Source organism: Qipengyuania sp. HL-TH1 (assembly GCF_036365825.1).
Taxonomy (GTDB): Bacteria; Pseudomonadota; Alphaproteobacteria; order Sphingomonadales; family Sphingomonadaceae; genus Qipengyuania; species Qipengyuania profunda.
This window is the reverse complement of record NZ_CP142675.1, coordinates 742,488-767,477: the sequence shown is the minus strand read 5'-3', so window position 1 is coordinate 767,477 and position 24,990 is coordinate 742,488. Positions and strand designations below refer to the sequence as shown.

Sequence of the window (24,990 nt, the reverse complement as noted above, 5' to 3'; positions counted from 1 at the left end):
CTGAAAGTTTGACCTTGCGCCGAGTCGGTTCCTGTAGGAAACAGGAAAAACCAAATCGGTTATCTGTGGGGCAGCCAAGTGATCAACCGGATCCGCGACATCCGCAAGCAGAAGGGCCTGACGCTGGCCGACTTGGCCGAGGCCTGCACGCCGCCGACCACCCCGCAGACGGTCGGACGGCTCGAGACCGGGATGCGCAATCTCTCGCTCAAATGGATGGAGCGGATCGCCGCGGCGCTCGAGGTCGATCCCGAAATGCTGGTGCGGAGCGAAAAGGCCGGGCACCCGCAGGTCGTCGCCACGCTGGCAAAGACCGGACCCGAAGCGCTTGCTACGCCGCAGGATGCCATCCTCGCCACCGATCTGGGCGGCGATGGTTCGCTGATGGTGCTCGATATCGCCTATCCGCATGGCGAGTACCGCCCAGGCGACCAACTGTGGTTACGCCAGCTCAATCCCGAAGAGGCGGCGCGCGCGATCAACCGCGATGTGCTGGTCCCCAAAAAGGGCGGGCGCTTCGCCTTCGGGCGGCTGATCGACCGGCAGGGCAAGATGGTCGGCCTGCTCCCTCCCGGGCATGGCGAGAAGCAGCAGGTGGTCGATAGTCCCGCCTGGATCGCGGTGGCGGAAATGCTGGTGCGCCGGCTGTGAGCGTCGCCAAGACCCGCCGCGTGCTGTCGCTGGCGACGCTGTTTCCCAATGCCGCCAATCCGCGCTTCGGCGTCTTCGTGGCCAAATCGCTCGAGGCGCTGCAGCGCGATACGCATTGGGATGTCACGGTGATCAATCCGCTCGGCCTGCCCCCGGTCGCGCTCGGGCGCTACCGCGCATTGGCGGGTGCCGCCGAGGATGGGCGCGAGTTCGGAATGGCAGTTTATCGCCCGACCTTTCGGCTGCTTCCGAAGATCGGTGGCAGGCTCAACCCCGGGTTGATCGCCAAGGCGGTGCTCCCCCTCGCCCGCCGCCTGCATGCGGACCATCCGTTCGACCTGGTCGATGCGCAGTTCTTCTATCCCGACGGACCCGCGGCGATGATCATCGCGCGCGAACTCGGCCTACCCTTCTCGGTCAAGGCGCGCGGGGCCGATATCCATTACTGGGGCGCACGCGCCTATGGCCGCGACGCATTGCTCGAAACCGCGCGCGAGGCGGCGGGTGTGCTGGCGGTATGCGCGGCGCTGGCCGATGACATGGCCACGCTGGGCATGGCACGCGACACGATCACCGTGCATTACACCGGGCTCGACCGCGACCTGTTCCGCCCGATGGACCATGTCGGGCTGCGCGCGCGGCTGGGCGAGACCTTCTCGATTCCCATCGCCAGCGGCGATCGGCTGCTGGTGAGTGTCGGCGCGCTGATCGAACGCAAGGGCCAGTCTTTGGTGATCAAGGCGCTGGCCGATCTGGCGCAGGCGCGATTGCTATTGGTCGGCAAGGGCGAAGACGAAACGAGCCTGCGCGCGCTGGCGAAAGAAGTCGGCGTGGCCGAGCGGGTCCATTTCCTTGGCAGCTTGGCCCCGACGATGCTGCCGCCGATCCTGTCGGCTGCCGATGCCATGGTGCTGCCTTCGGCCAGCGAGGGCCTTGCCAATGCCTGGATCGAGGCGCTGGCCTGCGGAACGCCGCTGGTCATCACCGACGCGGGCGGCGCGCGCGAAGTGGTGACCGCGCCCGAAGCCGGGGTCATCGTCGCGCGCAATTGCCGCGCCATTCGCGAGGGGATCGACCTGGTGACCCGCCGCCCCCGCTCACCCGAGACGGTGGCGGCGACGGTCGAGAAATTCAGTTGGGAAGCGAACGCCGCGGCGCTCGCCGCCCATTACGACGCGATTGCCTAGACCAGGCCGCGCGCCTTCTTTTCCTGCTGGTCGGCCACGGTTTCGGTAGGCACGAAGCTGTCGCTGGTGACGCCCAGCCAGACGAGGATCGGCGCCGCCATATAGACCGAGCTGTAGGTACCCACGAACAGGCCCAGCGTGATGCCAGCGACCATGCCGAACAGGCTGGCCGGCCCGAACAGCAGCAGCGGCAGCAGAGCGATCAGCAGCGTCAGCGAGGTCATCACCGTCCGCGCCAACGTTTCATTGACCGACAGGTCAAGGAGCGCAGGCAATTCCATCTTGCGGAACTTCTTCAGATTCTCGCGGATGCGGTCGTAAACGACGATGGTATCGTTGAGCGAATAGCCGATGATCGCGAGAATCGCCGCGATGATCTGCAGGCTGAATTCCATCTGGAACAGGGAGAACATGCCCAGCGTCAGGCTGACATCGTGGAACAGCGCGAACAGCGCCCCCACGCCGAACTGCCATTCGAACCGGATCCAGATGTAGAGCGCGATCGCCCCCATCGCGGCCAGCAGTGCATACAGCGCTGTTTGGCGGAATTCGCCCGAGACCTTGCCCGAGACATTGTCATTCCCGTCGAGCCGGAAGTCCTCGTAATCGGTCTGCAGCGTCTCGACGATATCGTTCGCGGCAGCCTGAGCGGCTTCCTTGTCGGCCGAAACCTCGTCGGGCAGGCGCACGCGGATCGAGACCTGGTTGTCTTCGCCGAAGCGCTGGACCACCGGATCGCCATAGCCGAGTGTGGCCACCTTTTCGCGCAATTCGCCCACCGGGGCTTCGACGCTCTGGGTGAAGGTCGCGCGCACTTCGAGGCCGCCGGCGAAGTCGACGCCGTAATTGAGCCCCTTGGTGAAGACCAGCGCCCAGCTGGCCGCGATCAACAGGATGCTGATGGCGAAGAAGGGCACGCGCCAGCGGAGGAACTTGATGTTGGTGTCGTCGGGGACGAGCTTGAGCAGTTTCATATCGTCGCCCTCCTTACAGCACGATGTCTTTGGGCTTGGCCTTGCGCAGCCAGTCGGCCACCCACATGCGGGTCAGCGTGACCGCGGTGAAGACGCTGGTGAACAGGCCGATGATCAGCACCACCGCGAAGCCGCGGATGGGGCCCGATCCGAACAGGAACAGCAGCACGCCGGCGATGAAATTGGTGACGTTGGCGTCGTAGATCGCACGGCTGGCTTCCTTGTAGCCGTTCTCGACCGCGGCAACCACGCGGCGCCCGCGCTTGCGTTCCTCGCGGATACGCTCGTTGATCAGCACGTTGGCGTCCACCGCCGCACCGATCGTCAGCACGAAACCGGCAATACCGGGCAAGGTCAGCGTGGTGTTGAGCGCGGCCATGATGCCCAGCAGCATGGCGACGTTGATGACCAGCGCGACCGTGGCGTAAACGCCGAAACGGCCATAGCTGGCAATCATCAGCGCGATGACCAGCAGCGAACCGACCAGCATGGCGAGCATGCCGCGCTTGATCGAATCGGCGCCGAGATCGGGACCCACGGTGCGTTCCTCGATCACTGCGAGGTCGACCGGGAGCGCGCCCGAGCGAAGCGAAATCGCCAGCTGGTTGGCAGTCTCGACCGAGAAACCGCCCGAGATCTGCGCCGTACCGCCCCGGATCGGCTCGTTGATATTGGGCGCGGACAGCACCGTATCGTCGAGGATGATCGCGAAGGGCTTGCCCACGTTCTCGGTGGTCAGCTTGGCGAAGCGGCGCCCGCCATCGCTGTCGAACTGGATATTGACCACCGGCTCATTGGTCTGCGGGTCGAAGCTCTGCTGCGCGCCGGTCAGATTGTCGCCGCGGATGCCGCCGAGGCGGCGCACTGCGAGCGAGGATCCGGCAAAGGCGGACGTATCGGCATAGGCGAAGATTTCGGACCCCGGCGGGGCGAGGCCCTGCTGCACATCGCTGGGCAGCGCGTTCTGGTCGACGAGCTTGAATTCGAGCTTGGCGGTCTGGCCGAGCAGCGCCTTGAGCTGGTCGGGGTCCTGCAGGCCGGGGACCTGCACCACGATGCGCGTATCGCCCTGGCGGATGATCGTCGGTTCGCGCGTGCCGAGTTCGTCGATACGCTTGCGCACGACTTCGGTCGCGCTTTCCATTGCATCGCCGACCGCCTGGTCGATCCCCTCGGAGGTGGGGGTGAGGATCATGCGATTGCCATCCTCGACCGCCAGATCCCATTCGCGCACCAATCCGGTGCCATTGATCGACGGCAGCAGCAGTTCGCGTGCGCGGTCGACCTGCCCCGGATCGTCGAGCATGAAGCTCAGCCGTCCGTCACGGGTCGATACGTCACCGATGCGGATCCGCGGTTCGGCGCGGCGCATGGTGTTGCGCACATTCTCTTCCATGTTCTCGAGCCGCTGCGTCGCCACCTGCGCGGCATCGGCCTCGAGCAGGATATGGCTGCCACCGGCAAGGTCGAGACCGAGGTTGACCATCGGGTCGGGCAGCGCATCGGGCCAGCGGACACTGGTGGCCGACAGCAGCGAGGGCAGCGCGGCGGCGATGCACAGACCGGTAATCAGCCAGAGCCAGACCTTACGCCAGGTAGGGAAATCGAGCATGGAGGTGAGGCGTCCCTAGTCGTTCGCGGCGGGCGTGTTGCGCGACGACAGCACTTCGCCGATCGTGTTGCGCACCGCCTTGACGGTCATGCCCTTGGCAAGTTCGACGTGGACGAAATGCTCGTCTACCTTGGTGATCTTGCCGACGAGACCGCCGGCGGTGACCACTTCGTCACCCTTGCCAAGCCCGGCAACGCGTTCGCGGTGCTGTTTCTGCTGGCGCATCTGCGGGCGCAGGATGAGGAACCACAGGATCAGCAGCATGCCCAGCGGCAGCACCCAGCCGGTCCATGCGGGCGGCCCGGCGGCGGCGCTTCCGGCGGCGGCGAGAAAATCGATCATCGGAGGAATACCTGTCGGAAATTTGCGTGTCGGTCGGATCCGCAATTGGGCGATGCGCGCGGCCGGTTCAAGCGGCCTGCGCAGTCCTTCTTGCGAAAGTGCGGCGCGGTTAGCAGCATTGCGATGCCGGGGCAACGAAATGCCTGCGAACTCCGCTTGCCATGCACAAACACCCGCCCTATAGGGCCGCCTCCACTGGTTTCGGGATGTAGCGCAGCCTGGTAGCGCACCATACTGGGGGTGTGGGGGTCGCTGGTTCGAATCCAGTCATCCCGACCAGTGGTTTCCCTCCCATTTCGCCGAACCGACGCGCCCAAGCGGACGCGCAAACACGCGAATCATTTTCCTACACGAACCGATGTGGTTATCTGATTCGGTCTCACCAACCGGAGACGCCTTATGCCGCTTATCGAATCGCTTATCGGCCCGATCGCCTCGATCATCGACAAGGTGATCCCCGACAAGGAAGCGCGGGCGAAGGCCAAGCTCGAACTGCTCGCGCTCGAGGGCACGCAGGAACTGCAGCAAATCGAGGCGCGCCTGTCCGCTATCGTCGCAGAGGCACAGAGCGCCGACCCCTGGACCAGCCGCGCACGGCCGAGCTTTCTTTATGTCATGTATGCGCTGATCCTGTTCAGCGTCCCGATGGGCGTGATCGCCGCCTTCGACCCCACCGCCGCGCGCGCGATCGGCGAAGGCATGACCCGCTACCTCGCCGCCCTGCCCGAAGCGCTCTACGCGCTCTTCGGCACCGGCTACCTCGGCTACACCGCGGCGCGCCAATGGGGAAAGGTCAAGGGCGTGGACCAGTAGTTGGGGAGGCTGCTATTGGGTGATGGGGTGGACGCCCCCCGACGGCATCGATGTGCCATAGTGGAGGTGTTTACACACCACTAGTGAAGGAGGCGTCCATGTCGGAAGTTAGCATAATTGGTCTCGATATCGCAAAGTCTGTTTTTCAGGTGCACGGCGCGGATGCATCGGGGCGCGCGGTGCTCCGCAAGAAGGTCAGCAGAGCCAGGCTGCTGGAGTTCTTCGCCTCGCAGCCGCCCTGCCAAGTAGTGCTGGAGGCCTGCGGCGGCGCGCATCACTGGGCTCGCGAGCTGAGCAAGCTGGGCCACGATGTCCGTTTGATCGCGCCGGCTTACGTAAAGCCGTTCGTGAAGCGTCAGAAGAACGATGCGGCGGATGCCGAAGCTATCTGCGAGGCGGCACAGCGGCCGAGCATGCGGTTTGTGCCGGTGAAGACGGAGGCGCAGCAGGCAGCCGCGCTGGTGTTCCGGGCGCGCGACCTGCTGGTCAAGCAGCGCACGCAAATCAGCAACGCCGTTCGCGGCCACATGACCGAGCATGGCTGGATCGCGCCGCAGGGTCTGGCGCATATGAAGAAGCTGGCCGCGCTGCTGGAGGATCCAGATGCAGTTCCGCAGGCTGCAAGGCCAGTGCTGAGAACCTTGCTGGACCAGATGGCAGTGCTGAGCGACCGCATTACCGAACTGGATAAGGAGATCGCTCGGCGTGCTCGCGAGGACGAGACCGCGCGCCGGCTCATGACGATTCCGGGCATCGGGCCGATCACTGCTACCGCGATCACCGCGCTGGCGCCGCCGCCGGGCACCTTTGCCAAGGGCCGCGACTTTGCCGCATGGGTCGGGCTTACTCCCAGGCAGCACTCGACTGGCGGCAAACAGAAGCTGGGCGCGATCTCAAAGATGGGCGAGCGCACATTGCGAAGGCTGCTGATCATCGGCAGCAGCGCAGTCGTGCTCCAGGCCAGCAGACGCGGTGCGCCCAAAGGATCGTGGCTGGAACAGATGCTGGCGCGCAAACCGCGCATGCTGGTAACGGTCGCGCTGGCCAACAAGACGGCGCGGATCGTTTGGGCAGTGATGACCAGGAACGAGGATTACAGAGCTCCGGTCGCGGTCGCGGCGTAAGCCGAGGCGGACCAGAGGTCGTCGGAAGGACGTAGGCGGACGAAGGAGAGTATGGCAAAACAGTCGGCGAGACGGGATCGGAAGAACCAGGGCTTTCCACCGTGCTTCATCAGCACGCTAAGGGTGATGTGGTTCCGGTCCGCGAACTCCCATACGGGCCCGCAGCACAAAAAGCTGCACCAGGAGGCCGGACAGATGGCAGCATCCGACTACGTGCCAAAACTCTCAAAAATCCGCTTGCATCCTGCGGGGCGTCCACAGATGGAAAGCGGACCATTCGAGAGGGTTCAATTGTCATCGGCAGCGAAGCGTTTCATAGTCGTTTGGTGAAAGCTATCTTCGTTCTCCCTTTGTTGACGCCACTTCTCGGTTGCGAGCAACCTCAACCTGCCATTTCGGATGAGGAATTTATCGCGTTCCGGGAATCCCATCCGGGCATGGTCCAAACCTGTCTAGACGAGGTTCGCTTTGGTGGTTTCATCGAGTGGCGCCCTGACGACCCTGATTGCTATGAAATGCTCCCAGCACAGCGATGGAGTGGGCTTTGGGAGCATGGGTGGGAATGGACTAACTTCTGTCCTGACCCAGCAGATACTTGCGATTGGATGGCAAAGCGCGGCATTTGGCTTGAGTTTGCGGATAACGTTGAACTGGATGACATTCCACCTGATGGTATCCATCGCATCGAGTTTGTGGGGAGACGAACCAAGGTGCCAGGATACTTCGGCCACGCCGCCAGCTACGAGCACCTCATGATCATTGACCAAATTATCTCGCTCGAACCCGTCACCGCCCAGCGATAGTTCATATCCTTCGCTGACGCGCTTGAAGGTCCGTTATCAGGTCGCCAGCCGACCTTCCGCTTTGCCATATTGCGGGCAGCCGCTAACCCCTTCCCCATGACCGACACCGTCTTTGTTCTAAACGGCCCCAATCTCAACCTGCTCGGCACGCGCGAACCGGAGATCTACGGCTCCGATACGCTCGCCGATATCGAGGCTATGCTAGGCGAGAAGGCGCGCGAACTGGGCCTCGAGATCGAATTTCGCCAGACCAATCACGAGGGCGTGCTGGTCGACTGGCTGCACGAGGCACGCAATGTCGGAGCCAAGGCGGTGCTGCTCAACGCCGCGGCCTATACGCATACCTCGATCGCGCTGCTCGATGCGATCAAGGCGATCGAATTGCCCGTAATCGAGGTCCATCTGTCCGACCCTGCGACGCGCGAAGCCTTCCGTCACATCTCCTATGTGGGCATGGGCGCGGTGGACGAGGTCAAAGGACTGGGCGCGCGGGGCTATGCCGTAGCGTTGGAGAAAGCGGCCGCGCTCTAATTCGCCCGCACACCCCTTGCCCTATCGCCGCGCGGGTAGCATAGGCGGCGCAAACAACACACAAGGGGTTCCATGGCCGATCGTAAAGCCAGCGCCGGCAAATCCGGCATGAATGTCGACACCGCTCTCGTACGCGAGCTGGCCGAGATGCTGGACGACACCGGACTTACCGAAATCGAAGTCGAGGATGGCGACCGCAAGATCCGCGTTGCGCGCGGCGGCGGCGTGGCCATGGCAGCCGCTCCCGCGATGGCGGCGCCAGCGGCGGCGGCTCCGGCAGCGCCTGCTGCTGCGGCTCCGACACCTGAAAGCGCAGGCGCCGCGCAAGCGGACACCGCCGGGGCGACCAAATCGCCGATGGTCGGCACGGTCTATCTGGCCCCCGAACCGGGTGCGGCCGATTTCATCAAGGTCGGCGACAGCGTCAAGGAAGGCCAGACGCTGGTCATTGTCGAAGCGATGAAGGTGATGAACCCGATCACGGCCGACAAGGCAGGAACGGTGAAGGCGATCCTCGTCGAAAACGCCCAGCCGGTCGAATTTGACCAGCCGCTCGTCGTCGTCGCGTAAGCCATGGGTATCTCGCGCATATTGATCGCCAATCGCGGCGAAATCGCGCTGCGTATCCACCGCGCGGCACATGAAATGGGTATCGAGACCGTCGCGGTGCATTCCACTGCCGACGCCGATGCCATGCATGTCCGGCTCGCCGATCACGCGGTGTGCATCGGGCCGCCGCCCGCGACCGACAGCTATCTCAATGTGGCCAACATCATTTCCGCGGCCGAGGTCAGCCAGGCTGACGCGATCCACCCGGGCTACGGCTTCCTGTCGGAAAACGCCAAGTTCGCCGAGATCGTCGAGGCGCATGACATCGCCTGGATCGGGCCCAAGCCCGAGCATATCCGTACCATGGGCGACAAGGTCGCGGCGAAGAAGACCGCCGGCGCGCTTGGCCTGCCGCTGGTCCCGGGTTCCGACGGCGCGGTCGAAACGGTCGAGCAGGGCCGCGCGATCGCGGACGAAATCGGCTATCCGGTGATCATCAAGGCTGCCAGCGGCGGCGGCGGGCGCGGCATGAAGGTCTGCGAAAGCGAAGACCAGCTCGAAACGCTGATGAAGCAGGCGGGCAGCGAGGCCAAGGCCGCCTTCGGCGACGCCACCGTCTATATCGAGAAATATCTCGGCGACCCGCGGCATATCGAATTCCAAGTCTTCGGCGACGGCAATGGCGGGGCAATCCACCTGGGCGAGCGCGACTGTTCGCTCCAGCGCCGTCACCAGAAGGTGTTCGAGGAGGCCCCCTCCCCCGTGCTGGGCGAGGACGACCGCATGCGGATGGGCGAAATTTGCGCGCAGGCCATGCGCGACATGGCCTATCGCGGCGCGGGGACGATCGAATTCCTGTGGGAAAACGGCGAGTTCTATTTCATCGAAATGAACACCCGCCTGCAGGTCGAACACCCGGTTACGGAAGCAATCACCGGCGTCGATCTGGTGCGCGAACAGATCCGTATCGCCGAGGGCAGGCCGCTCTCGATCACGCAGGACGAAATCGAGTTCAAGGGCCACGCGATCGAATGCCGCATCAACGCCGAAGATCCCTGGACCTTTGCCCCCTCGCCCGGCGAAGTGACACATTATCACGCGGCCGGCGGCATGCATGTGCGCGTCGATAGCGGGCTTTATGCCGGTTACCGGATTCCGCCCTATTACGACAGCATGATTGCCAAGCTGATCGTCTATGGCCGCACCCGCGAAGGCTGCATGATGCGCCTCAAGCGCGCGCTGGAGGAAATGGTGGTCGAAGGCGTCAAGACCAGCATCCCGCTGCACCAGGAACTGCTGCAGCAGGACGATGTGAAGAGCGGGAACTACTCGATCAAATGGCTCGAGGAATGGCTCAAGACGCGCGAGGGGTGACGACGGCTATCGGCCGGATGGCAGCTACCGGCATTCAAGCTTTCCGGCCTCTTTTCGAACCAGGCGGAACAGTTTCTCGACCCGCGGTGACCGGGCCCTTCGCTTGAGTTCCACCAGATGCAGTTCGAGGAAACTGGGCTGGGGGCATTGCGCAATCGAAAGCTGCTCGCGCCCCGGGTACGCGAGGACCCCGCTGCGCGGGAGGATCGAATAGCCCAGTCCCCGCGCCACGGGCTCGGGAATTTGCCCGATCTGGTTGACGGTGCTGCGGACGTGCAGTCTTTCCGCGCCCCGGTATTCCTTGGCGAAGTTCGATCCGAGCACGGCATCCGCATAGGTCGTGCCGTCCGGATGCTGGACGAACCCCAGCGATTGCAGGTCCTCGAAACGCGGCTGGCGTCCGTCCCATTTGCGGGGCAGGATGAGGTCCAGCGGCTCCGCCCCCAGATATTCGGCGGTCAGGCGGGGATGGCGCGGCGCGTTCGCGATCACGCCGACATCGTAGCTCCCTGACAGGACCCCCGCGACGATACTGTCCTCGGGCGCCGCCGTAAGGCTTGCGGAAATTCCGGGCGCGTCCGCCATCCACTGTATCAGGGCAGGATAGAGCAGCATTGCGAAGCTGCTCGAACTCGCCGCGCTAATCTTGCCGCGGTCTTCGTCTTCATCATCGAGGCTTTCGAGAAAGTCGCGTTCCTCGCGCCATCGCGCGCGCGCCATGGCGAGGGTTTTCTCTCCTGCATCGGTCAGGGCGAACCCCGGGGCATCGCGTTCGATAAGCGCCACGCCCAGTTTCTGCTCCAGCTTCGCAATGTGCTGGGACATGCCGGGCTGGGTCATGTTGAGGCGCGCTGCCGCTCGGGTGAAATGGCGTTCCTCGCACAGGACGGTGAAGGACTTTAGCCATAGGGAATTGAGGTCATTCATAACCTGACCTTATCACGATTATGAGATATGATAATTTCAAATTGTCATGTGCGAGGTCGATATCGGCGGGGTCAGCGAGTGAAAGGATCCCCCATGAACGTATCGCCCAAGACCTTCTCCCATATCGGCCTCTCGGTCCCCGACCTCGAAGCCGCGGTCAAATTCTACACCGAAGTCCTCGGTCTCTACACCATCATGGAGCCGACCGAGGTGTTCGAGGACGACAGCCCGATCGGCGTGATGTGCACCGATGTGTTCGGCCCGAACTGGAAATCGCTGAAGATCGTGCACCTTGCCACCGCCGACCGCGTGGGCATCGAAATCTTCGAGTTTCCGGGCAATTATGCCCCCGAGGACAATCTCGCCCACAAACGCCACGGAACGTTCCACTTCTGCGTGCAGGATCCCGACGTCGAAGGGCTGGTCGAAAAGATCGTCGCTGCCGGTGGCAAGCAGCGCATGCCGATCCGCGAATATTACCCCGGCGAGAAGCCCTATCGCATGTGCTATGTCGAGGACCCGTTCGGGATCGTCTTCGAAATCTACAGCCACAGCTACGAGCTTACCTATTCGGAAGGCGCGTACTCGTAACCCCGGCGCCGGGCGGGGCGGGTTCTCTCGCCTCGCCCGGCTTGCCCGATACCTTGCAGGTGGGCGCCAGTCCCTGCCCGCCACCGCTGACGCTAGTCGAAGGTGAAACCCGCAGCCTTGGCTTCCGCGATCACCTCTTCGCCGGTCTGGCGCGGATGGTCGCCTTCGATGCGGCACCAGTCGGCGCGTTCGTCGACGAAGATCTCTTTCTCGATCGCATGGTGGGCCGCCGCATCGAACAGGCCCGCGGAAAAGCTGCGGTTGCCGGTCGGCAGGAAGCGGAACCACAGATTGCTGCCGCATTGCGAGCAGAAGGCGCGTTCGGCCCATTCGCTCGAGCGGTATATGGTGGCCTTGTCCTCGCCCGTAATCTCAACGCGCTCACCGGTCTGCGCAGTGTAGAACGAGCCGCCCCAGCGCCGACACATGGCGCACTGGCAGATCTCGATTTCATGCGCCGGATTGTCGAGCGCGATGGTGACCGCGCCGCACAGGCAATGGCCCTCGATCCGCTCGACCGCGCTCATAGCGGGACGCCGGGTTCGTGCTTGCTGGTGCGGATGGTGAGCGAGGTTTTCACGCTCTCCACATTGGGCGCCGGCGTGAGCTTGCTGGTCAGGAATTCCTGGAAGCTTTGCAGATCCCTGCTGACGATCTTGATGATGAAATCGATCTCGCCGTTGAGCATGTGCACTTCGCGCACCTCGGGCAGGTCGCGCATCGCGACTTCGAATTCGCGCAAGGCGTCTTCCGCCTGGCTCTTCAGACTGACCATCGCGAAGACGGTGATCGAGAAGCCCAGCTTCGACGGATCGAGCTCGGCATGATAGCCGCGGATAACGCCCTCTTCCTCGAGCGCGCGCACGCGCCGCAGGCACGGCGGTGCGGTCAACCCGACCCGATGGGCCAGTTCGACATTGGTGATTCGTCCTTCGGACTGGAGTTCCGCCAGCAAACGACGGTCGATATCATCAAGATTGGCCATATACGCTGCCCCTGCTAACCCTGCGCCACGAGCGAGTCATCGCGAAACTTCCACGAAATGTTGGAAACGCGATGCAGCCCTCTTGGCTAACATTATTAGCTCTGCCAGCAATTGTCCCGCTTTGCAACGCGAAGGCAACTTTCCGTTCAGCCTAAGTTTTACACCTGTAGAAACGTTGTGCTGCGATGGGTTACGTGTAGCGGACCCCCACGCCACCCGGAGAATCAATGCATTTCGACGATCGCCTTGCCACTGTGCTGCGCCACCGCGCTGCGGGCGAGCGCGCGGCGAAGACGCAGTTCCGGCAATTGCTCGATCTGCTTGGCGAGCGGCCGCAAGGCGGTGATCCTGCGCTCAAGGCGGCGGCGTATCTGCGGCTGATCGCGCTCGCCGAGGTGATCCCGACCGACGAACGCGCGGGCATCGTGGGCGAGAACGGCTGGCGCTTCCGCAACCCCGAACTCGTGCGCTGGTTCGGCGAAGCGCATCCCGCCATCGCCGGGGCCGCGCTGTATCGCGCGCAATTGACCGACGAGGAATGGGCTGCGCTGATTCCGCGCCTGCCGATCCGCGCGCGCGGCTTCCTACGCCATCGCCGCGATTTGCCCGCCGGTGCGGTGCGCGTGCTCGACCGGCTCGGCGTATCGGATCGCGCGCTGCCGGCGCCAGCACCTGCGCCCCAGCGCAAACCGGCCGCGCAGGACACACGCGACCCGATCGATCTCGAAGAGCTCGAACCGCTGGTACTGCGCCCCGCGAACGAGAATGCCGTGCCCACGGATGAGCCCGACGGCATCGTTGAAGCGGATCCGCAGCCCGCGCCGGTACCAGTCGCTGAAGACACCGCTCCAGCATCCGAGGCGGAAACGCCTGCCAAATCCGATGGCATCCGTGCGCTGGTCGAGCGGATCGAGACGTTCCGCAAGGCCCGTGCGCCCGGCGCACAGGGAGCCAGTGCGCCGACACTGCCGATGGCGGGGCTCGAAGAGACGGCGCAGCGCAAACCGCTTGACGGGTTCAGCTTTGGGACCGGGTCCGAAGGCCGGATCGACTGGGCCGAACCCGAAATCGCTCCATTGGTGATCGGGATCGACCTTTCGCAGCGGCGCGCAGGTAGCCAGGTGGGCGAGGATTTCGCCACCGCCTTCGTCAACCGCCAACCGGTCCGCGACGTGCCGATCAGCCTGCGCGGGGCCGAGGCGATCGAAGGTAACTGGATCGTCGATGCCGCCCCGCGTTTCACTCGCGGCGACGGGCGTTTCTATGGCTATGTCGGGCGCTTCCGCCGCGCGCTCGCACCGGTCGACAACCGCGCCCAGCGCAGCGCCGATCGCCTGCGCCAGTTGCTTCATGAGCTGCGCACGCCGGTTAATGCGATGCAGGGCTATGCCGAGGTGATCCAGCAGCAGGTCTTCGGGCCCACCCCGCATGAATACCGCGCATTGGCCGCGACGATCGCGGGCGATTCCGCGCGCATCCTTGCCGGGTTCGACGAGCTCGACCGGCTCGCGCGGCTCGAGACCGGCGAATTGGATCTGGAAGCGGGCGAGAGCGATTTTGCTGCCATCGTTCGCGCGCAGGTCGGTCAGTTGCAGACTGTGCTGGGCCCGCGGGTTGCGCGGTTCGATGCAGAGATCGCCGAAGCGCCTGCCCCAATGGCGCTGGCGCAGAACGAAGCCGAGATGCTTGGCTGGCGCATCCTGGCGACGCTTGCAGGAGCGACCGGAGCGGGCGAGAACGTCGCGCTGGCCCTCGCGCTGGATGGCGAACAGGTTGCGCTGCGTGTGCAGCTACCCGCCAAGCTGGCTGAAACCGAGGACGTCTTCGTCTCCGATGTCCGCTCGGGTGGCAGCACCTTGAGCTCGGGCATTTTCGGCGCCGGCTTCTCGCTCCGCCTCGCGCGCGCTGAAGCCCGCGCGGCTGGCGGCGAGCTCCTGCGCGAAGAGGGCGTCCTCATCCTCGCGCTCCCGCTCTTGACCGGCGTGGATGCGCTGCCTAGCCCTGCCGATGCACCTGATCGCGCCGCCGGCTAGGACCCACCGCCATCGCCCATGCCAACCTCCTCGACCCGCCCCACCCATCGCAGGTCGCGCGCTATGCAGACGGGTTCGGCCAGCGTTCGCTGCTGACGGTCGATACCGAGGAAGAATTCGACTGGAACGCCCCGTTTCGCGCCGATGGCTATGGGCTGGACCATGTCCGCGCGATCACCGGTTTCCAGGAGTTCTGCGAAGGGCTCGGCGTCTCGCCCGTTTACATGGTCGACTGGCCGATCGCGACCGACCCGCTGGCGCGCGAGATCATCGGCGATGCGGTGCGCGCGAAAAAGGCCGAAGTGGGCGTGCAATTGCACCCCTGGGTCAATCCGCCGCACGAGGAAGAAGTTACCACGTACAATAGCTTTGCCGGCAACCTCCCGCACGAGCTGGAGCGGGACAAGTTTTGCCGCCTGCGCGATGCGATCGAAGAAGGCTTCGGCACCGTTCCGCGGATTTATCGCGCGGGCCGCTATGGCCTCGGCCCGCAAACCGCCAAAGTGTTGAGCGAGACCGGCGTGGCGATCGATAGTTCGGTGCGCGCGCGTTACGATTATTCCGACGCGCACGGCCCCGATTACAGCCGCCATCCGGTCGTCCCCTACTGGACCGATGCCGAGCGCACATTGCTCGAACTCCCGCTTACCAGCGTGTTCTGGGGCATGTTGCGCAAGCAGGGCCAGCAGATCTTCCCGCTTGCCCGCAAACTCCCGCTGCTCGGCGGCGCGCTGGCGAAGCTCGGGCTACTCGAACGCATCGGGCTCACCCCCGAAGGCGTGACCAAGGAAGAGGCGCTGCGCGCGGTCGATATCGCGATCGACGACGGCCTGCCGGTACTGGTGCTGAGCTTCCACAGCCCCTCGCTGGCGCCCGGTCACACACCCTACGTCCGCACCGAAGAAGACCTCGACGCGCTCTATGACTGGCTGCGCGGGGTCTACGGCTATCTCGACATGCGCGGCGTCCGTCCGACCACGGTCGCGGAAATCATGACGGCAGTGGACGCCTAGCGCTTGCATGCCTCACGCCCCGGGGCTAGGCGCGCTGTTCCGCAGGGCGTGCCTTGGGGCCTGTAGCTCAGTTGGTTAGAGCTGGCCGCTCATAACGGCTAGGTCGCGGGTTCGAGTCCTGCCGGGCCCACCAAGCTCGGCGTCTTGCGGGAAATCGGTCGGGGAGTGGCGCAGCCTGGTAGCGCACTTGTTTTGGGTACAAGGGGTCGCTGGTTCGAATCCAGTCTCCCCGACCAGTATTTCGTAATGCGAAGCCGCCGCGTGGGCGGCTTCGTCCGGCAGGCTTCAGCCGCCGTTGCGGGAGTTCCACCGTTTGAACACCGCCGCCTCGCCCACCATCGACACCCGGCTGATCTGGGCCATCGCGCTGCCCGCCATGGTGACCAATGTCGCCACCGCACTGATCGGCGTTGGCGATATGTGGATCGTCGGGCGGCTGGGCGATGCCTCGACGCAGGGCGCGGTCGATGTCGGCGCCAAGCTGTTCGCGGCGCTGTTCACCGTGATGAACTTCCTCAAGACCGGCACCACGGGCATGGTCGCGCAGGCGGGTACGCGTTCGGGCGCGCAGGCGCAGGCCGAGGTGCTGATCAAGGGGCTGGTGGTCGGCCTGTCGATCGCCGCGCTGCTGCTGCTCGCCAAGCCGGTGCTGCTCCCGCTGTTGCTCGACGCGCTGGGAGCCGAGGCGCAGGTGCGCAGCGCGGCGCTGGTCTATGCCGATATCCGGTACTGGAGCGCCCCCGCCGTAATGGCGAATTTCGCGCTGGTCGGCTTTCTCGTCGGACGCCGCCGCATGCGCGAGGTGCTGGCGATCGAGGTATTCTACAATCTGCTCAATGTCGCGCTGGGCCTATGGCTGGCGCTGGCGCTCGACTGGGGCATCGCGGGGATCGGCTGGTCGAGCTTTATCGCCGAATTCGCCAAGCTCGCCGTCGCGGGCGTCGTGATCTGGCGGATTGCAGGCAGCGATATCCGCGCGGCGCTGCACACTGGGACCAGCATGTCGCTCGCAGCGCTCAGGCCCTTCCTGTCGGTCAATCGCGACCTGTTCCTGCGCACGGTGGTGCTGATCATCGCCATTGCCGCGCTAACCCGGCTGGGGGCAGAACGCGGACCGGTGGCGCTCGCGGCGAACGGGATCGTGTACCAGCTCTTCGTGCTCTCCGCGCTGCTGCTCGACGGATTCGAGAATGCCGCGCAGGTGCTCAATGGCGAACGCGCCGGGGACAAGGACCGCGCTGGCTTCACGCTCTATATCCGCGCGATCCTGTGGCGCTGCCTGGGCGTGGCGGCCGTGCTGGCGCTGTTGTTTGCCCTCCTCGGCGGGCCGATCACCGACAGTTTTGCCGCCACCGCCGCAGTCGCCGCCGAAGCGCGAACGCTGTGGCCGTGGCTGGTGGCGATCCCGCTGGCGGGCTTTGCGGGTTTCGTACTCGACGGCGTGTTCGTGGGCGCCAGCTGGACCCGCGCACTCCTCCTCGCAATGGCAGGCGCGGCGGCGGGCTATGGCGTAATGCTGTGGCTAACCTGGCCGCTTGGTAATCATGGATTATGGGCCAGCTTCGTCGGGTTCCTGCTGCTGCGTGCGGCGATGCAAGCAGCGCTCATGCCGCGCTTGCTGCGGCGGGAACTGGGCTAGGCGCGCACTTCGCGCGGATCGGGACCCTGCTTGAGGGGGGAGACGACGGCGCGTGGTCTGTCGTCGCCATCGGCGGAAGTGCAATTGCGGCCGCCTTCCTTTGCCCGGTAGAGCGCGGCGTCGGCACGCGCGAACAGCCTGCCATAACCTTCGTCCGTGACCCATTGGGCGACGCCGAAGCTAGCCGTCAGCCGGACGTCATCCGAAATGCCCTCGATCGGCAATTGCTCGAACCGCGCGCGGATACGTTCGGCTAGGTTAAGCGTGGGCTCCTCCGGGCAGTTCCACACGAGGATGCAGAACTCCTCCCCACCGATGCGCCCGGCAATGTCGGTATCCCGGATCGTCGAGCGCAGCAGGTCCCCGAAGCTGGCGATCGCCGTATCGCCGACCTGGTGCCCCCAGATATCGTTGACCCGCTTGAAGTGATCGATATCGGCCACGATCACGCTCACCGGGACGTCCTTGTCGCGAGCGCGGTTCAGCATGGCGATTGCCTGGGCTTCGAAGGGGCCCCGCATCTTCAAACCGGTCAGCGCATCGCGCTCCGCATCTTCGCGCACCGCCTTGGTCTGGTCGGTCAAGGCCGCCCCCAGCAAGATCAGCGCCAGAGATACCGCCGCAAGCGCCAGCGACACGACCATCAGGGCGTAGAACGGCGTTTCGCGATATTCGGCAGCGGTCATCGACCCTTCGACCATGATCGCGACCAGCGGGCGGACGAAGAACTGGAAGGTGCCGATGGCAAGAAGGAGAATTATCGCCTTGTCGAGCAACTCCGTGCCTGCCTTGCGCGCGGCTGTCTGGGTGCCGAGAGCAAGGATCAGGCCGTAACAGGCGTTGGCGGTATACAGACGGGCATTGTAATCTACCCCGAAGCTCGCGCCGATCATCAGGATCATGCCGGTAACGGCAATCGCGATATAGAGCCTGTGATTGATCGGCTGCCCGTACCGTGCGCATATTCCCCACACCAGGCTGATCGTGCCGAGCGAATAGCACAAGTGCATCAACACGATCGCGATGATCCCATTGGGGTCGTCGGTGAAATGGAAAATGAAAAACCCAAGCGCGCTGGAGAAATATCCCACGGCTATGATCGCGATCCAAGTGGCGCTGGGGTCGCGTCGCCACAAGATGAAGAACGCAAGGGCGAATACCGTGCTAAGCATCGGATTCGCCAAAGCTAAAATGTTCTCTGACATGCGCTACCCCGACCCTCTCACCCGATCCCTAGGTGATAACAGTTAAGGCCCGATTGAAAAACATCGGTTTAGTTTTCGCAGGACAAGTGGCTTGGCGCAGGGACATAGCGCAGCTTGATTCGAGTTCTTGGCTAAACGCTCGCTTCGCGCCGCTCCTCGACGCTCTGCGTGATCGAGGTGACCACGTTGCGTTTCTTACCCGCACTGTCGCGCACCGTGCGGTTGCGGCCGCCTTCCTTGGCCCGGTAGAGCGCCGCGTCGGTCCGCGCGAACAGTCGGCCGTAACCTTCGCCCTCGATCCGCCCGGCAGCGCCGAAGCTGGCGGTGAGCCGGTGATCGTCGGGCATGCCCTCAACCTGTGTGTGCGCGAACTTGGCGCGGATGCGCTCGGCCATGGTGACCGCCGCGGTTTCGTCGCAATTCCACGCGAGAATGCAGAATTCTTCGCCGCCGATACGCCCGGCAAGGTCGCTATCGCGAATTGTCCCGGTGATGATCTGGCCGAATTGCGCGATCGCATGGTCGCCGACCTGGTGACCCCAGACATCGTTGACCGCCTTGAAGTGGTCGATATCGGCCACCACCAGCGAGACCGGCAGGCATTCCTGCTTCGCTCGCTCGAGCAGTTCGACGACATCCTGTTCGAAGGCGCGCCGCGTGCGCAGCCCGGTCAGCCCGTCCACCTCGGCCTGTTCGCGCACCGCCTTGATCTGGTCGTAGACGCACGCACCGACCAGCGTGACGGCCGTCATTAACGACTGAATGGTGACGGCCACGCTCAGAACCGAATAGTAGATGGATTCGCGATAGGCGCTCGCTTCGCTGCCGCCAGCCAAAAGCAGCGTGAGCACCGGCCGGATGAGGAACTGAGCCGATGAGACAGCGAACAATAGGATAACCAGCGTGTCGATCGCGGTACGGCGCTGGGCCTGCAGCATTGCCAACGCGCCCATCAGGAACATGACGGCATAGCCCGCATTCACGATATAGAGGCGGGGTTCTGTCTGCGACGACAGCGCTACGGCGACCGCCAATGTGGTTGCTGACAACAGATAGACAATACCTAGGCCCGTCAGCGAGATCGGCTGCCCCATTCGCCGCGCGGCCCCCCAAACGGCGGCGACACTCCCCAGCGAATAGAGGCCTTGCGTCAGGTGGAACACATACCATTGGCCCGGATCGACCGCATGGGTCGCAAGAAAGCCGAGGCCGAAAAAGAAATAGGCACCGGCGAATGCCAGGACGTAGTCGCCCATCCGGCCTCGCCGCCACAGCACGAGAAAGACGACGACGAATACCATCGCCATCATCGGTGTTATCAGCCCTAGAATCTGTTCGCGCATGGACTGCCCCTGCCCTCCTGCCAATGCGATAAAGAGGTTCGGTTAAGAGTTGGTGTAGGTGAAACCCCCGAGTGCCGGCCCCATTCGTTTTATTGCCGGCTTTGTCCAGATGTCATTGCGCGTTAACACGCAATTCCCGTCGCGATACCTGCAGCGGCGAAGCTGTGCCCTCGTCATACTTGCCCCGCGAGGCTCGGACGACTATCTGCGCCCCCAAACATGAGGGCCACTGTGCCCGCCCAGCCAATTCCATTTCTCGAAGGATTTTCGCCCGATGGCCGCCCAGTACGCTTTCGTCATGAAGGACATGACCAAGACCTTCCCCGGTGCGCCCAAGCCGGTGCTCAGCAACATCAACCTGCAGTTCTACCAGGGCGCCAAGATCGGCATCGTCGGCCCCAATGGGGCGGGCAAGTCCACGCTGATCAAGATCATGGCCGGGATCGATACCGATTTCACCGGTGAAGCCTGGCCGGGCGAGAACATCACCGTCGGCTATCTCGAGCAGGAGCCCGAGCTCGACGAGAGCAAGACCGTGCTCGAAAACGTCAAGGACGGTGCGCGCGAAACCGCCGGGCTGGTCGACCGCTTCAATGCGATCAGCGCAGAAATGGGCGATCCGCAGGACGACACCGATTTCGATGCGCTGATGGAAGAAATGGGCGATTTGCAAGCCAAGATCGACGCAGTCGACGGCTGGACGCTCGACAACCAGCTCGAAGTGGCGATGGAAGCGCTGCGCTGCCCGCCGGGCGACTGGTCGGTGACCGACCTCTCGGGCGGCGAAAAGCGCCGTGTCGCGCTGACGCGTCTGCTGATCCAGAAGCCCTCGATCCTGCTGCTCGACGAACCGACCAACCATCTCGACGCCGAAAGCGTCCAGTGGCTTGAAAACCACCTCAAGGAATATGCCGGCGCGGTGCTGATGATCACCCATGACCGCTACTTCCTCGACAATGTCGTGGAATGGATCCTCGAGCTCGATCGCGGCAGCTACTATCCCTACGAAGGCAATTACTCGACCTATCTCGAAAAGAAGGCCAAGCGTCTCGAGCAGGAAAGCCGCGAGGAAAGCGGGCGCCAGAAGGCGCTGGGCCGCGAACTCGAATGGATCCGGCAGACCCCGGCCGCGCGCCAGACCAAGTCCAAGGCGCGTATCCGCAAGTTCGAACAGCTCCAAGATTCGCAGAAGGACCGCAAGCCGGGCAAGGCGCAGATCGTCATCCAGGTCCCCGAACGCCTCGGCGGCAAGGTGATCGAGGCCAAGAACATCACCAAGGCCTATGGCGACAAGCTGCTTTTCGAAGACCTCTCCTTCATGCTGCCCCCGGGCGGGATCGTCGGCGTGATCGGCCCCAACGGCGCAGGCAAGTCGACGCTGTTCAAGATCCTTACCGGAAAGGAAGAGCCCGATAGCGGGACAGTTGAAATCGGTTCCACCGTGCATCTGGGTTATGTCGACCAGAGCCGCGACCATCTCGATCCGAGCAAGAACGTGTGGGAGGAAATCTCCGACGGGCACGATTACATGAAGGTCAATGGTCACGACACCAGCACCCGTGCCTATGTCGGAGCGTTCAACTTCAAGGGCGCCGACCAGCAGAAGAACGTCGGCAAACTGTCGGGCGGTGAACGCAACCGCGTCCACATGGCCAAGATGCTCAAGGAAGGTGGCAATGTCCTCCTGCTCGACGAACCGACCAACGATCTCGACGTCGAGACGCTCGGCGCGCTCGAGGAAGCGATCGAGAACTTCGCCGGATGCGCCGTGGTCATCTCGCATGACCGTTTCTTCCTCGATCGCCTCGCCACGCATATCCTGGCCTTCGAAGGCGACAGCCATGTCGAATGGTTCGAAGGCAATTTCGAAGCTTACGAGGAAGACAAGCGCCGTCGTCTCGGCGATGCGGCAGATCGTCCCACACGTCTCGCCTACAAGAAGCTGACGCGTTAAGCCTCCGGTAAGGCCCGGCCATCCACGCCGCGGCCAAGGGGGGACTGAGTTGGGCAGGCAAAAGTTTGCGGTTTCGGCGGGCTCGGAACTGACGTGGGCGATCATCTTCAGCCTCGGCTGGCTCGTGTGCGCGATGATCGCACTCGAGCTCACCCAAGGTGCGGATGGCCTGGCGGCGGTCTGGCCTTCCAGCGGCATTTTCGTCGCTGCGCTGCTGCTGCTCGGCCCCCGCGGGCGCAAGCTGACCAGCATCGGCGTAGCCCTCGCCAGCTTTGCAGCAAATATGTGGTCCGGCGTGGGGGTCTTGCCCTCGGTGGGATATACCATTGCCAATCTGATCGAAGGCTGGCTGGTCTTCGTGCTGATGGGCGGCGGGCGTGCGGAACATGTCCTGCTGGCGCGTCCGCTCAACCTGCTCCGTTTCGCCGCCTCCGCATTGGTAGGCGGCATTGCCAGCGCAATCATGGCGGGCATCCTTTCCAGCAATTTCGATACCGTGTTCCTTACCTCGTGGATGAGCACGGTGACGCTGGGCATGCTCGTGGTGACCCCGGTCGTCATGTTCCTCCATCAGGACGAAGCGCACGAGACCCGCATGCTGTCGCTGCGCGGCTTCTGGACCTTCGTATTCGTCGCGCTGACCGCGCTGGCGGCCTTCGGGCAGGCCGAGTTCCCCTTGCTGATCCTGCCGCTGGTCGCGATCTCGATCACCACTGCGGCATTAGGTCTGAGCGGCGCGATGGTCGCGCTGCTGCTCGTGACCGCGATCGGCTCGGTCCTGACGATGTTCGATCTCGGTCCGGTGGGTGCCTTCTTCCCCCCGGTCGAGCAGCAGGTGCTGGTGTTCCAGGTCTACCTGCTCGCCCTGCTGGTCTCGACCCTGCCCGTTGCGCTGTCGCTCGCCCGCAACCGGCGCGATCTCGAGGAAATTGCCACCAGCAAGCGGCTTCTCGAAGCTGCGGAGCGCGCCGCCAAGGTCGGCCATTGGCGGCATGACCCGGATACCGATGCCATCTATTGGTCGGAAGAAGCCGGCAGGATGCTGGCGCGCGACCCCCTGCCTGCCACACTGACCGAGATGGCGGAGATGTTCCACGAGGATGACCGCCCGCGGGTGATGGGCTTGCTGGCGGGCGCACGCCACACCGGCATCCCGTTCATATTCGAAGCCCGCATCGATTCACCCGATGGCACGCCGGGCTATTTCGAATGCCGCAACGAGGTGGAAACGAACACTCGCCATGGGCCCGCGATCATCTTCGGCACCATCATGGATGTGACCGAACGCACCGAGGCCATGCGCGAACTCGAGCAGGCAAAGCTGCGGGCCGAGACCGAGGCAGCCGAAGTCAGGATCCTGGCCGAGACCGACCATCTCACGGGCATTCCCAACCGCCGCAAGGTGCTGTCCCGGATCGGCGGGCAGATAGCGAAAGCCTTTTCCGGCAGGCATCGGTTCACCATCGCGATGATCGACATCGATCACTTCAAAACCATCAACGACCGGTTCGGCCACGAGATCGGCGATCTCACGCTGGTAAAGGTCAGCCAGGTGCTGGAGGCGCATTTGCGCTCGGGCGAAATGGTGGGCCGCGTCGGCGGCGAGGAATTCCTCTTCGTCTGGCCGGGCAGTGACGCGCTTGCGGCACGCGAACGCTGCCTGGCCATCGGCCGCGCGCTGGCAGCTACCGAATGGCACAAAGCCGGCCTCGAACCGGTGACTGTCAGTATAGGCATCGCGGAATATGACGTGCGCTGGGACGAAAGCCAGCTGCTGCGGTCGGCCGACGACGCGCTATATCGCGCCAAGCACGCCGGCCGCGCGCGCTGCGTGATCTACGAAGAACCCGCCGTGATCTAACGGACCGCGTGGATCATCCCCCACCCTAGGCGATGAATCGGCAGGCAGTGAGCGAGCTGCGCCGACTGCATTTGACTAGCACCGGCTGAGTTGCGACAATCAGGGGCAAGGCGCTCGATTACGAGTGCGTTCCCGGACGGCCCATGGCGGCCGCAAAATCCAATTTCGAAAAGGACATTTATGCCCACTCCCAAAAACGGTGATACCGTATCCATCGACTACGTCCTGCGCCGGAGCGACGGCGAAGTGGTCGGCAACACCGAAGAACAAGGCCCGCAGGACATCGAACTGGGCAGCGGCCAGATCTTCCCGCAGATCGAGCAGGCGCTGACCGCGATGGAAGTCGGCGACGAAGAAACCGTCGCGATCGAATGCGAAAGCGCCTTCGGTCCGCGCCGCGACGAGCTGATCATCGAAATCCCGCGCGAGAACCTGCCGCCCGAACCCGCTCCGCAGCCCGGCATGGCGCTGCAGGCACAGCAGCAGGACGGTTCGCCGATGACGCTCTATGTCGTCGATGTGAACGACCAGTCGATCAAGGCCGACGGCAATCACCCGCTGGCCGGTGAAGACATTACTTTCGCCATCACGCTGCGCGAGATCAAGCAGGCAGCCTGACGGAATACTGGCGGGCGGTCCGGGCCCACGGCCCCGATCGGGCACGTGGATGGCCGCCCGCCATCGTATCGATACATGCGCGAGAGACCGAAGCGGCTTGACCGATCCCAGGCTCTAAGGCGCAATCCAGCGGGCGGCGCCGTGGCGCGCCAGCACCGCCCGGCGATGGCCGTGGTGGGCCAGCGAAAACCAGTCGATCTCCTCGGCCTGCATCACCAGCACCGCGAAATTCTCGCGCGCGGGGACAAGCTGGACATCATCGGGCTCGTCGCGCTCGAATTCGAGCGGTAGCCCCGAGGTGGGCACATCCGAGATCGCACCCGGCCCTTCCCCAAGGTAGCAACGCCGCGCGAAATTGGTGCTTTCTGCCCACGCCGCATCGACCATCGCCCCGTCGCGTTCGATCCGTGCGGTGCCGCGCAGGCGCAACTGTATCTTGGCGTCGCGGTCATAGGCGAGCACCGCCATACGCGGATCGCCTTCGATCACCGCGACCTTGGGCGACCGGGCGTCGGTGTGGAAGCGCAGCGTCCAGTGATCGGCATCGAAGGCGCGCAGGACCATCACCCGCGCATCGGCATCCGTCGTCGCCACCACCGGCGTGTGCATGGGTGAATGGCGGTTTGCCGCCGCATTGGCCAGCCTGGCGGAGATATCGGCGCGGACTTCGTCGAGTGTATCGTACATGGCCGTAGCAATGCCTGCGCACCGACCCGGTGCCAACCCCCACGACATTCATATTTTCCTATCGAAACATGAACGAAACCCCGACAGGCCGGTTCAGTTTGGGGTCAGGCCGTTGTGTTACAAACTGCGACATCGACAAATGCCGCGGGTGGTGGAGCGGTACCAAGCGTAAGA

At 63.9% G+C, this 24,990-nt stretch carries 25 protein-coding genes and 3 tRNA genes; 18 read left to right on the top strand and 10 right to left on the bottom strand.

Going from position 1 to position 24,990, the window contains the following annotated elements:
* The first annotated feature begins 78 nt into the window (after positions 1-78).
* Together VWN43_RS04370 and VWN43_RS04365 are read left to right on the top strand one after the other, a co-directional pair.
* Positions 79-651 carry a helix-turn-helix transcriptional regulator gene (locus VWN43_RS04370; protein ID WP_320180510.1) on the top strand — a complete coding sequence of 191 codons (573 nt, stop codon included), beginning with the start codon at positions 79-81 and terminating at the stop codon, positions 649-651.
* A complete protein-coding gene (locus tag VWN43_RS04365; RefSeq protein ID WP_320180511.1) occupies positions 648-1,838 on the top strand; it encodes a glycosyltransferase in 1,191 nt (396 codons plus the stop codon). Before VWN43_RS04370 ends, VWN43_RS04365 begins: the two co-directional genes overlap by 4 nt.
* Here VWN43_RS04365 and secF read toward each other — a convergent pair.
* From secF to yajC, 3 genes are read right to left on the bottom strand one after another with little or no spacing between them, the layout of a single operon-like run.
* Positions 1,835-2,812, bottom strand: a complete 978-nt coding sequence (secF, locus tag VWN43_RS04360; protein WP_253517111.1) for a protein translocase subunit SecF — start codon at positions 2,810-2,812, stop codon at positions 1,835-1,837. The genes VWN43_RS04365 and secF overlap by 4 nt on opposite strands.
* Positions 2,813-2,825: 13 nt before the next feature.
* A complete protein-coding gene (gene secD / locus VWN43_RS04355) occupies positions 2,826-4,424 on the bottom strand; it encodes a protein translocase subunit SecD (RefSeq protein ID WP_320180512.1) in 1,599 nt (532 codons plus the stop codon).
* Positions 4,425-4,439: 15 nt separating this feature from the next.
* Positions 4,440-4,766 carry a preprotein translocase subunit YajC gene (gene yajC, locus VWN43_RS04350; protein WP_253517118.1) on the bottom strand — a complete coding sequence of 109 codons (327 nt, stop codon included), beginning with the start codon at positions 4,764-4,766 and terminating at the stop codon, positions 4,440-4,442.
* 202 nt (positions 4,767-4,968) lie between these two features.
* On the opposite strand from yajC, the gene VWN43_RS04345 reads away from it, so the two are divergent.
* The 7 genes from VWN43_RS04345 to accC all read left to right on the top strand — a co-directional run bounded on the left by VWN43_RS04345 (position 4,969) and on the right by accC (position 9,960).
* Positions 4,969-5,045: transfer RNA gene (locus VWN43_RS04345), tRNA-Pro, on the top strand.
* A gap of 120 nt (positions 5,046-5,165) precedes the next feature.
* Positions 5,166-5,579 (top strand): holin family protein, encoded by a 414-nt coding sequence (locus VWN43_RS04340; protein ID WP_320180513.1) that lies wholly within the window; start codon positions 5,166-5,168, stop codon positions 5,577-5,579.
* Positions 5,580-5,677: 98 nt separating this feature from the next.
* The gene (locus VWN43_RS04335) at positions 5,678-6,703 is read left to right on the top strand and encodes an IS110 family RNA-guided transposase (protein WP_320179836.1); all 1,026 of its coding nucleotides are present in this window, start codon (positions 5,678-5,680) and stop codon (positions 6,701-6,703) included.
* 326 nt (positions 6,704-7,029) lie between these two features.
* Positions 7,030-7,506 carry a hypothetical protein gene (locus VWN43_RS04330; protein ID WP_320180514.1) on the top strand — a complete coding sequence of 159 codons (477 nt, stop codon included), beginning with the start codon at positions 7,030-7,032 and terminating at the stop codon, positions 7,504-7,506.
* Positions 7,507-7,602: 96 nt separating this feature from the next.
* On the top strand, positions 7,603-8,037 hold the full coding sequence (locus VWN43_RS04325; protein ID WP_320180515.1) for a type II 3-dehydroquinate dehydratase: 435 nt from the start codon (positions 7,603-7,605) through the stop codon (positions 8,035-8,037).
* A 72-nt stretch (positions 8,038-8,109) separates the two neighbouring features.
* On the top strand, positions 8,110-8,607 hold the full coding sequence (gene accB / locus VWN43_RS04320) for an acetyl-CoA carboxylase biotin carboxyl carrier protein (protein ID WP_320180516.1): 498 nt from the start codon (positions 8,110-8,112) through the stop codon (positions 8,605-8,607).
* A gap of 3 nt (positions 8,608-8,610) precedes the next feature.
* Positions 8,611-9,960 carry an acetyl-CoA carboxylase biotin carboxylase subunit gene (gene accC / locus VWN43_RS04315; protein WP_253517128.1) on the top strand — a complete coding sequence of 450 codons (1,350 nt, stop codon included), beginning with the start codon at positions 8,611-8,613 and terminating at the stop codon, positions 9,958-9,960.
* 24 nt (positions 9,961-9,984) lie between these two features.
* Here accC and VWN43_RS04310 read toward each other — a convergent pair whose 3' ends face one another.
* Positions 9,985-10,887, bottom strand: coding sequence for a LysR family transcriptional regulator (locus tag VWN43_RS04310; protein WP_320180517.1), 903 nt, complete (start codon positions 10,885-10,887; stop codon positions 9,985-9,987).
* 93 nt (positions 10,888-10,980) lie between these two features.
* Here VWN43_RS04310 and VWN43_RS04305 point away from each other — a divergent pair, with 93 nt between their 5' ends.
* The gene (locus VWN43_RS04305; RefSeq protein ID WP_320180518.1) at positions 10,981-11,478 is read left to right on the top strand and encodes a lactoylglutathione lyase family protein; all 498 of its coding nucleotides are present in this window, start codon (positions 10,981-10,983) and stop codon (positions 11,476-11,478) included.
* Positions 11,479-11,570: 92 nt separating this feature from the next.
* Here the strand turns inward: VWN43_RS04305 and VWN43_RS04300 are convergent, their stop codons facing one another.
* Together VWN43_RS04300 and VWN43_RS04295 are read right to left on the bottom strand one after the other, a co-directional pair.
* Complete coding sequence (locus VWN43_RS04300; protein WP_320180519.1) at positions 11,571-12,005, bottom strand: GFA family protein; 435 nt, start codon at positions 12,003-12,005, stop codon at positions 11,571-11,573.
* Positions 12,002-12,463 (bottom strand): Lrp/AsnC family transcriptional regulator, encoded by a 462-nt coding sequence (locus VWN43_RS04295; RefSeq protein WP_253517135.1) that lies wholly within the window; start codon positions 12,461-12,463, stop codon positions 12,002-12,004. The genes VWN43_RS04300 and VWN43_RS04295 overlap by 4 nt, the downstream gene beginning before the upstream one ends.
* A 227-nt stretch (positions 12,464-12,690) precedes the next feature.
* Here VWN43_RS04295 and VWN43_RS04290 point away from each other — a divergent pair, with 227 nt between their 5' ends.
* Entirely contained in the window at positions 12,691-14,496 is a 1,806-nt protein-coding gene (locus VWN43_RS04290; protein ID WP_320180520.1) for a histidine kinase dimerization/phospho-acceptor domain-containing protein, read from the top strand.
* Here the strand turns inward: VWN43_RS04290 and VWN43_RS04285 are convergent.
* A complete protein-coding gene (locus VWN43_RS04285) occupies positions 14,493-14,660 on the bottom strand; it encodes a hypothetical protein (protein WP_320180521.1) in 168 nt (55 codons plus the stop codon). The two genes, VWN43_RS04290 and VWN43_RS04285, sit on opposite strands and share 4 nt — an antisense overlap.
* Before the next feature lie 60 nt (positions 14,661-14,720).
* Here VWN43_RS04285 and VWN43_RS04280 point away from each other — a divergent pair, with 60 nt between their 5' ends.
* The 4 genes from VWN43_RS04280 to VWN43_RS04265 all read left to right on the top strand — a co-directional run bounded on the left by VWN43_RS04280 (position 14,721) and on the right by VWN43_RS04265 (position 17,148).
* Positions 14,721-15,509 (top strand): polysaccharide deacetylase family protein, encoded by a 789-nt coding sequence (locus tag VWN43_RS04280; RefSeq protein WP_320180522.1) that lies wholly within the window; start codon positions 14,721-14,723, stop codon positions 15,507-15,509.
* 56 nt (positions 15,510-15,565) lie between these two features.
* Positions 15,566-15,642: transfer RNA gene (locus tag VWN43_RS04275), tRNA-Ile, on the top strand.
* A 26-nt stretch (positions 15,643-15,668) separates the two neighbouring features.
* Positions 15,669-15,745, top strand: a tRNA-Pro gene (locus VWN43_RS04270).
* Between the two features lie 77 nt (positions 15,746-15,822).
* Positions 15,823-17,148, top strand: a complete 1,326-nt coding sequence (locus VWN43_RS04265; RefSeq protein WP_320180523.1) for an MATE family efflux transporter — start codon at positions 15,823-15,825, stop codon at positions 17,146-17,148.
* Here the strand turns inward: VWN43_RS04265 and VWN43_RS04260 are convergent.
* Positions 17,145-18,320 (bottom strand): GGDEF domain-containing protein, encoded by a 1,176-nt coding sequence (locus tag VWN43_RS04260; protein WP_330768197.1) that lies wholly within the window; start codon positions 18,318-18,320, stop codon positions 17,145-17,147. The genes VWN43_RS04265 and VWN43_RS04260 overlap by 4 nt on opposite strands.
* 164 nt (positions 18,321-18,484) lie before the next feature.
* Positions 18,485-19,696 carry a GGDEF domain-containing protein gene (locus tag VWN43_RS04255; RefSeq protein WP_320180525.1) on the bottom strand — a complete coding sequence of 404 codons (1,212 nt, stop codon included), beginning with the start codon at positions 19,694-19,696 and terminating at the stop codon, positions 18,485-18,487.
* A 274-nt stretch (positions 19,697-19,970) separates the two neighbouring features.
* Here VWN43_RS04255 and ettA point away from each other — a divergent pair, with 274 nt between their 5' ends.
* The 3 genes from ettA to VWN43_RS04240 all read left to right on the top strand — a co-directional run bounded on the left by ettA (position 19,971) and on the right by VWN43_RS04240 (position 24,129).
* Positions 19,971-21,650, top strand: coding sequence for an energy-dependent translational throttle protein EttA (ettA, locus tag VWN43_RS04250; RefSeq protein WP_253517153.1), 1,680 nt, complete (start codon positions 19,971-19,973; stop codon positions 21,648-21,650).
* Between the two features lie 49 nt (positions 21,651-21,699).
* Entirely contained in the window at positions 21,700-23,511 is a 1,812-nt protein-coding gene (locus tag VWN43_RS04245; RefSeq protein ID WP_320180527.1) for a sensor domain-containing diguanylate cyclase, read from the top strand.
* A 180-nt stretch (positions 23,512-23,691) separates the two neighbouring features.
* Positions 23,692-24,129, top strand: a complete 438-nt coding sequence (locus VWN43_RS04240) for an FKBP-type peptidyl-prolyl cis-trans isomerase (protein WP_320180528.1) — start codon at positions 23,692-23,694, stop codon at positions 24,127-24,129.
* A 114-nt stretch (positions 24,130-24,243) separates the two neighbouring features.
* Here VWN43_RS04240 and VWN43_RS04235 read toward each other — a convergent pair whose 3' ends face one another.
* Positions 24,244-24,816, bottom strand: a complete 573-nt coding sequence (locus VWN43_RS04235; protein ID WP_320180529.1) for a pyridoxamine 5'-phosphate oxidase family protein — start codon at positions 24,814-24,816, stop codon at positions 24,244-24,246.
* Between the last annotated feature and the right edge of the window lie 174 nt (positions 24,817-24,990).